This window comes from Pseudoclavibacter sp. VKM Ac-2867, from assembly GCF_015351275.1.
In the GTDB taxonomy this organism is placed as follows: domain Bacteria; phylum Actinomycetota; class Actinomycetes; order Actinomycetales; family Microbacteriaceae; genus Pseudoclavibacter.
The window spans coordinates 21972-28707 of record NZ_JADKSL010000030.1 but is presented as its reverse complement, the minus strand read 5'-3'; the positions used below and the strand labels follow the sequence as shown (position 1 = coordinate 28707).

The window sequence follows — 6736 nt, the reverse complement described above, 5'->3', positions numbered from 1 at the left end:
AAGGCCCGGATGCATGCATCCGGGCCTTCGTCGTTCGCGGTCGGACCGCGGTGCTGTCTCGGTGGCGGCTACTCCGCCGGCTGACCAGCCGCAGCCTTGTCGCCATGCAGACGCGAGGTCTCGTCGTGCCAGGCGACTGCCTGCTGGCGGAGCTTCTCTTCGTGGCGCGTCGCGTGGTGCGCGCAGAAGAGAAGTTCGCCTGCGCTCAGCTGGACGCGGACGTAGGCCTGAGCTCCACACGCGTCGCAACGGTCTGTTGCGGCAATTGGCGCCGAGTCGGTGCGCAGGGCCGTTGTGCTTTCCGTCATGATGCCTCCAAAGCTTCAGTGATCTGCCGATCAGGACAATTAGAGCACGGGCACCGGATTCCCGTGTGCTTTCCGCGGTCAGGTTCGCCCTGCGCGTAGCAGTGTTTCGCCCGCGTGACGACCCGGGGTCCGTCGTGGGCGCGTGAGATACTGGCCGCGGTCGGCGAGCAGGGGGATCCTCGCCGCAGACGCTGACGCGCACGTGGTTGCGCAGGATGAGGAGTGTGCATGGGTGGCAAGCTGCGGCGGATGATCGCCGTCGGTCTCGGACGGAGCGCGCGCGGAGCGATGCGTCTCCGCGGAGGCGGCTCAGCAGTCCCCGGCAGGGTGGCGCTCGCCATCTCCCCGGACTTCCTCGAGACGGCCGTGGCGAAGCTCCCGCTCGGCGTCATCTTCGTCTCCGGGTCGAACGGCAAGTCGACGACGACGCACTTCCTGACCCGGATGCTTCGGCGGCACGGGCTCAGGGTGTTCACGAACTCCTCCGGCGGCAACCTGCCGCAGGGCATAGCGTCGTCGATGCTTCCGGATGTGGACGTCAACGGCAACCTGCGAGCGGACATCGCAGTCCTCGAGGTCGACGAGGCGTACGGGCCCCGCCTCCTCCCGCACCTGCACCCACGCGGGGTGCTGCTCCTCAACGTGCAGGTCGATCAGCTGAACCGCTTCTACGACCCGTCTCGGGTCACTGAATTCCTCAGGACCATCGCGGCGGCGTGCGGCGACTTCAGCGTCCTGAACGCCGATGACGCATCGCTTCGCGGCCTTCCCGTGTCTCTGGATGCTCCGGTGACCTGGTTCGGGGTCGCTCCTGAGCTCATCGAGCAGTCCCCGAACGGTCTCTCCAACTTCGATGACATCTCAGCCGCGAGCGTTGAAGTCGCTGCTGGTGAGCGCGCTGTGCAGGTCGTGGCACTGCAGGGGCGCGATGCGACCCTGAGGATCGGCGACGAGGAGCTCGAGATCCGTCTCCCGGCGCGTGGCCTCCACTACGCGCTCGACGCTGCTGGTGCCGCAGCGACTGCTCAGCGCATCCTCGGCGATTCCTTCGTTCCCGCCCTCGTCGCGGAGGCGCTCGGCGAGTCGCAGACCGTGTACGGCCGTGGTGAGGTGATGAGTGTCCGCGGGGAGGACATCGAGATCATCATGATGAAGAACCCGCCGAGCCTGCAGATGAACCTCGATGCTCTCGAAGAGGCTCCTGAGCAGGTGTTCGTCTCCGTCGACGAGGGAACCCCCGACCCGTCCTGGATCTTCGGTGCCGATCTCAGCCGCCTCGAGCACGTCGACGTGGTCTCCGGTACGAAGGCCTGGCAGATCGCGACGAGACTCGGCTACGGCGACATTCCGGTCGGTCTCGTGGAGCCCAGCCTCGGGGAGGCACTCGACAAGTTCCTGGCGCTGCCCAAGCCCAGCCGTGGCATGAAGACCATGATCGTCAACTACGAGCAGATGATGTCGATTCGCCGACGACTCGGGCAATCGGGTATCGAGGGGAAGGTCAACTCATGAAGCTGCGAATCGCTCACCTCTACCCGGTGGAGCTCGGGATCAACGGAGATGTCGGCAACGTCACGGTGCTCGCGAAGCGTGCGCGCGTGCGCGGCTTCGACATCGAAGTGGTGAACGTCGGACGTGGGGCGGCCTCGCTGCCCGGCGACATCGACCTGCTGCACGTCGGCTCCGGCCCCCTTGCTGCTGTTCAGACCGTGCAGGCTGACGCGCTGCAGCACGCTGAGCAGCTCCGCGACCTCGTCGCTGCCGGCCTGCCGCTGCTCGCGATCGGCGGAGGGTGGGAGCTGCTCGGATCGAGCATCACCCACGACGACGGAGAGCTCACCGGTCTCGGCGTCTTCGCCTCCAGGGCTGTCCGAGAGCCGGCGCAGAGCGTCGCGGAGACGGTCGTGCGCACCCCGGGTGGACTCCTCGCGGGGTTCGCGAACCACAATGCCGTCACCTCTCTCGACGCGGGGTCGGAGCCGCTCGGCGAGGTTGTCCGTGGCTTCGGCAACGGCGGCTCAGCTTCGGAGAACAGCGGAGTCGAGGGCGTACAGCGCCTGGGCGCGATCGGGACGCACCTGCACGGCCCCATCCTCGCCTTGAACCCCACGCTGGCAGACCAGCTCCTGCAGCAGGCCGTGCATCGTCACGATGCTGATCGCACGCTCGGAGACGGCGGGGCGGAGCTGGAACGACTTGACGGCTGGTCGCAGAACGCACGCCACGCGTTGATGCGGAGAATCGGCGTCTCTGCTCCAGCAGTCTGACCCAGTGGCCTGACGGTCTGAGCGTCTGAGCGTCTGAGCGGGGCGCTGGCGTGCTTCATCGCATGCCAGCGCGTCGCTCAGCGGCGGCTGAAGCTCCGTGGGACCCGGGAGGTGAGTCCCGTCACGATCTCGTCGCCGACAGTGTCGCCCCACACTGCCCATTGCTCCGCGGTCGCCTCTCCCTGCGAGCCGTCGCCGAAGACGAGGCACGGTGCGCCCGCCGAGATGCCATCTGCATCGCTCGGGAGCGCGACGACCGTCTCGTCGACGCCCACCTCGACGACCGGTGCGACGTGCCCGTCGACAACCATGTAGGCGCCTGAGTCCGGGTCGGACTGGATCCCGTCACCGAAGCCCACGGCGATGCTCGCCAGCCCGTGGCGTGCATCCAGGACTGGGGCTCGCAGCTGCATGGCCGGCCTCAGCCCGAGGTCCGCAGCACTTCGATCGCCGAACGGCGAGATGCCGTAGGCGGCGATGCCGACCCTCACGAGGTCGAAGTGCGCCTCAGGAAGATCGATGACGGCCGCGCTGGCTCCGAGATGGAGCAGCTCGAACTCCGCGCCAAGGCTTCTGGCTTCCTCGACGGCCGCCTCGAACAGAGCCGCCGACGCGAGGTCGGCACTGTGCGAGGTGTCAGAGAGATGGCTCCACGCGGCGACGACCTCGAGCTTGCCGAGCGACTGCAGCCTGAGCGCCTCGGTGACGAACTCGGCCCAGCGTGGCTGGTCGGCGCCCCCGCGGTGCAGGCCGGTGTCGATCTTGAGGTGCACTCGCGGCGTGCGCGCCGCGCCGCTCGCCGCAATCGCCTCCAGCTGCCAGAACGTCTGCACGCCGAGGTCGACTCGCGCTTCTGCCGCGGCCGCGAAGTCGGTGTTCTGGCCATGCATCCACGCGAAGAGGGGGACCTCCACGCCTGCAGCGCGAAGGTCGATGCCAGCGGTCGACTCCAGAACGCCGAACGACGAGACCCCAGCCTCCAGCCCCGTGCGCACGACCTCGTGGAGGCCGTGCCCATAGGCGTTCGACTTGACGGCCAGCATGAACTGCGAGCCAGAGGCGAGCTTCTGCAAGGCGCGGATGTTGTGGCTGATGGCCTCGAGATCGACGTGCGCCGTTGCGCGGCTCATGTGTAGCTCCGTTCGAATCGGGGACTCATCCGGCTCGCGATGGCTGCAGCTCTCAGGCCGGTCGCATGTTGCCAGTCGAGGATGCTCGGCTCGCCGACGGCCGGATCGCCGAAGAGGGTCGCCAGCTCGCCTGGCTGCGCTTCTGCGCCGAGCAGGTCGACGGAGAACTGGTCCATCGAGATGGCGCCGACGATGGTGCGCGTCTTCCCGCCGATGAGCACGGACGCGGTGTTCGAGGCGCGGCGGACGACCCCGTGGGCGTAGCCGACGCCGACGAGTGCGAGCTGCGTCGCCTCCGTCGTGACGTAGCTGTACCCGTAGGACACGCCCTCGCCGGCTCCGACATCCTTCACGGCCAGGATCTCCGCGCTCACGCGCATCGCGGGCCGGTAGGCGCGATCGGTGAGCCCGAACAGGGAGCCGCCCGTGATCCTGTCGGAGTTCACGGAGTCCGCGTCGAGCAGCTTCGTGCTCAGATGCGACAGGGAGGCGCGGTCGAGCCCAGGGGAGACGACAAAGCCGTCGTATCCCTCGCCGTCGAGGGCTTCAGCGACGCGGAGCGCACCATGTCCGTAGGCGTCGGCACGGAGGTCGGCGTAGCTCGCCGTCTCCGAACCGAGGAGTCGGGTCGAGTTCTCGCGGATCGCGCGGAGGTCGATGTGGATGCGTCTGCGCACCGGCTCGGGAGTCTGCACGTTGTGCCCTCTCTGGTCGTCGCTGGCGTGGTCAGGCTAGCACCGGCGGTTCCGGGGGCCGCTGAGGCGCGCGTGGGGGCGCTGTGGTGTGGGAGCCGCGAGAAAGCCCGCATCCGGTCTACGCTCGAAGGTGGCCTGCCGCTGAACGCGGTTGGGCCGAGATCACAGGCACGATGACGCAGAAGAAGGACGAGGACCTCGGTGGCGAATTCCGGAGACGCATACTCAGCCAGACACCTCTCGGTGCTCGACGGGCTCGATGCGGTCCGGAAACGGCCGGGCATGTACATCGGCTCGACCGACTCGCGTGGCCTCATGCACTGCCTGTGGGAGATCATCGACAACTCAGTCGATGAGGCTCTTGCCGGTCACGGCTCACGCATCCGAGTCCAGCTGCACAGCGACGGATCCGTCAGCGTCGATGACGACGGGCGAGGCGTCCCCGTCGACATCGAGCCGAAGACCGGTCTCAGCGGCGTCGAGGTCGTCTTCACGAAGCTCCACGCGGGTGGCAAGTTCGGTGCGAGCAACTACGGGTCGGCGGGAGGCCTCCACGGTGTCGGCGCCTCGGTCGTGAACGCGCTCTCCGCGCGCCTCGACGTCGAGGTCGACCGGGGTGGGAAGACCTACGCGATGAGCTTCCGCCGCGGCGAGCCCGGCATCTTCGAGGATGGTGCCGGCGGGCCCAGCCCGACGTCGAACTTCGTCCCCTTCACCGACACGAGCGAGCTCCGCGTCGTCGGCAAGGCGAAGCGCGGCGTCACCGGCACGCGGGTTCGCTACTGGGCTGACCCGCAGGTGTTCATCCGCGAGGCAAGCTTCCAGACCAACGACCTCGCCGAGCGCGCGAGGCAGACGGCGTTCCTGGTGCCGGGCCTCGAGATGGTCATCGAGGACGCCCGCGACGATTCGGTCGCGCCCACGACGCAGCAGTTCCGCTTCGACGGCGGGATCACGGAATTCGCCGACTTCCTGGCACCGGACGCTCCGACGACCGACACCTGGCGCATCGAGGGGAGCGGGGAGTTCACGGAGACCATCCCGGTGCTCGACGACGAGGGCCTGCAGCTCGTGACGAAGGAAGTCGCGCGCACGATGCACGTCGATCTCGCGCTGCGCTGGGGCACCGGCTACGAGACCACCGTGAAGAGCTTCGTGAACATCATCTCGACGCCCAAGGGCGGATCTCACCTCGCCGGGTTTGAGCAGGGGATGCTCCGGTTCTTCCGGGCAGAGGTCGAGAAGAACGCCCGGCGCCTCAAGGTCGGCAACGACAAGCTCGACAAGGACGACATCCTGGCGGGCCTGACTGCCGTCGTGACGGTCCGCATCCCGGAGCCCCAGTTCGAGGGGCAGACGAAGGAGGTCCTGGGAACGCCAGCGGCCAGGGCGATCGTCCAGAAGGCCGTAACAGCAGGCCTGACCGAGAAGTTCTCGTCGACCAAGCGCCAGGACAAGGCCGAGTCCAACCTCCTGCTCGACAAGGTCGTGCAGGAGATGAAGTCACGCCTCTCCGCTCGCGCCCACAAGGAGACGCAGCGACGCAAGAACGCACTCGAGAGCTCCTCACTGCCGACGAAGCTCGTCGACTGCCGATCGAACGATGTCGCGCAGAGCGAGCTCTTCATCGTCGAGGGTGACTCCGCGCTCGGCACCGCGAAGCCGGCGAGGAACTCGGAGTTCCAGGCGCTGCTCCCCATCCGCGGCAAGATCCTCAACGTGCAGAAGGCCTCAGTCTCCGACATGCTCTCCAACTCGGAGTGCGCGTCGATCATCCAGGTCGTCGGTGCCGGGTCGGGACGCAGCTTCGACATCGGCCAGGCTCGCTACGGCAAGGTCATCCTGATGAGCGACGCCGACGTCGACGGCGCGCACATCAGGACGCTGCTGCTGACCCTCTTCTTCCGCTACATGAGGCCCATGCTCGACGCGGGTCGCGTCTTCGCGGCCGTTCCGCCCCTGCACAGGGTGGTCATCATGCATGCGGGCAGGAAGCCCAACGAGACGGTCTACACCTACTCGGAGAAGGAACTGCACACGCTGCTCTCGAAGCTCGAGAAGCAGGGCAAGCGGTATCAGGACCCGATCCAGCGCTACAAGGGCCTCGGCGAGATGGACGAGGACCAGCTCTGGAACACGACCATGGACCCGAGCGCGCGCCTGCTCAGGCGCGTCACGAACGCGGACGCGCACAACGCCGAGCGGGTGTTCGATCTGCTCATGGGCAGCGAGGTCGCACCTCGCAAGGAGTTCATCATCGAAGGATCCGAGCAGGTGGCTCGGGCGGACATCGACGTCTAGCTGCACGTCTCGGCGGCCAGGACGCCGTGAGCAAG

6 protein-coding genes are annotated in these 6736 nt (G+C 67.5%); 3 read left to right on the top strand and 3 right to left on the bottom strand.

Going from position 1 to position 6736, the window contains the following annotated elements; all coding sequences use genetic code 11:
• Window positions 1-68 precede the first annotated feature (68 nt).
• Window positions 69-308 (bottom strand): hypothetical protein, encoded by a 240-nt coding sequence (locus tag ITJ67_RS18615; RefSeq protein WP_160071864.1) that lies wholly within the window; start codon window positions 306-308, stop codon window positions 69-71.
• 228 nt (window positions 309-536) lie between these two features.
• On the opposite strand from ITJ67_RS18615, the gene ITJ67_RS18610 reads away from it, so the two are divergent.
• Entirely contained in the window at window positions 537-1820 is a 1284-nt protein-coding gene (locus ITJ67_RS18610; RefSeq protein ID WP_228503356.1) for a Mur ligase family protein, read from the top strand.
• Window positions 1817-2575 (top strand): type 1 glutamine amidotransferase, encoded by a 759-nt coding sequence (locus ITJ67_RS18605; RefSeq protein ID WP_194678628.1) that lies wholly within the window; start codon window positions 1817-1819, stop codon window positions 2573-2575. The genes ITJ67_RS18610 and ITJ67_RS18605 overlap by 4 nt, the downstream gene beginning before the upstream one ends.
• Before the next feature lie 77 nt (window positions 2576-2652).
• Here ITJ67_RS18605 and ITJ67_RS18600 read toward each other — a convergent pair whose 3' ends face one another.
• Window positions 2653-3705 carry an alanine racemase gene (locus ITJ67_RS18600; protein WP_194678626.1) on the bottom strand — a complete coding sequence of 351 codons (1053 nt, stop codon included), beginning with the start codon at window positions 3703-3705 and terminating at the stop codon, window positions 2653-2655.
• Window positions 3702-4382, bottom strand: coding sequence for an alanine racemase C-terminal domain-containing protein (locus tag ITJ67_RS20385; RefSeq protein WP_323741504.1), 681 nt, complete (start codon window positions 4380-4382; stop codon window positions 3702-3704). The genes ITJ67_RS18600 and ITJ67_RS20385 overlap by 4 nt, the downstream gene beginning before the upstream one ends.
• 219 nt (window positions 4383-4601) lie before the next feature.
• Here ITJ67_RS20385 and ITJ67_RS18590 point away from each other — a divergent pair, with 219 nt between their 5' ends.
• The gene (locus ITJ67_RS18590) at window positions 4602-6701 is read left to right on the top strand and encodes a DNA gyrase/topoisomerase IV subunit B (protein ID WP_194678624.1); all 2100 of its coding nucleotides are present in this window, start codon (window positions 4602-4604) and stop codon (window positions 6699-6701) included.
• Window positions 6702-6736 lie beyond the last annotated feature (35 nt).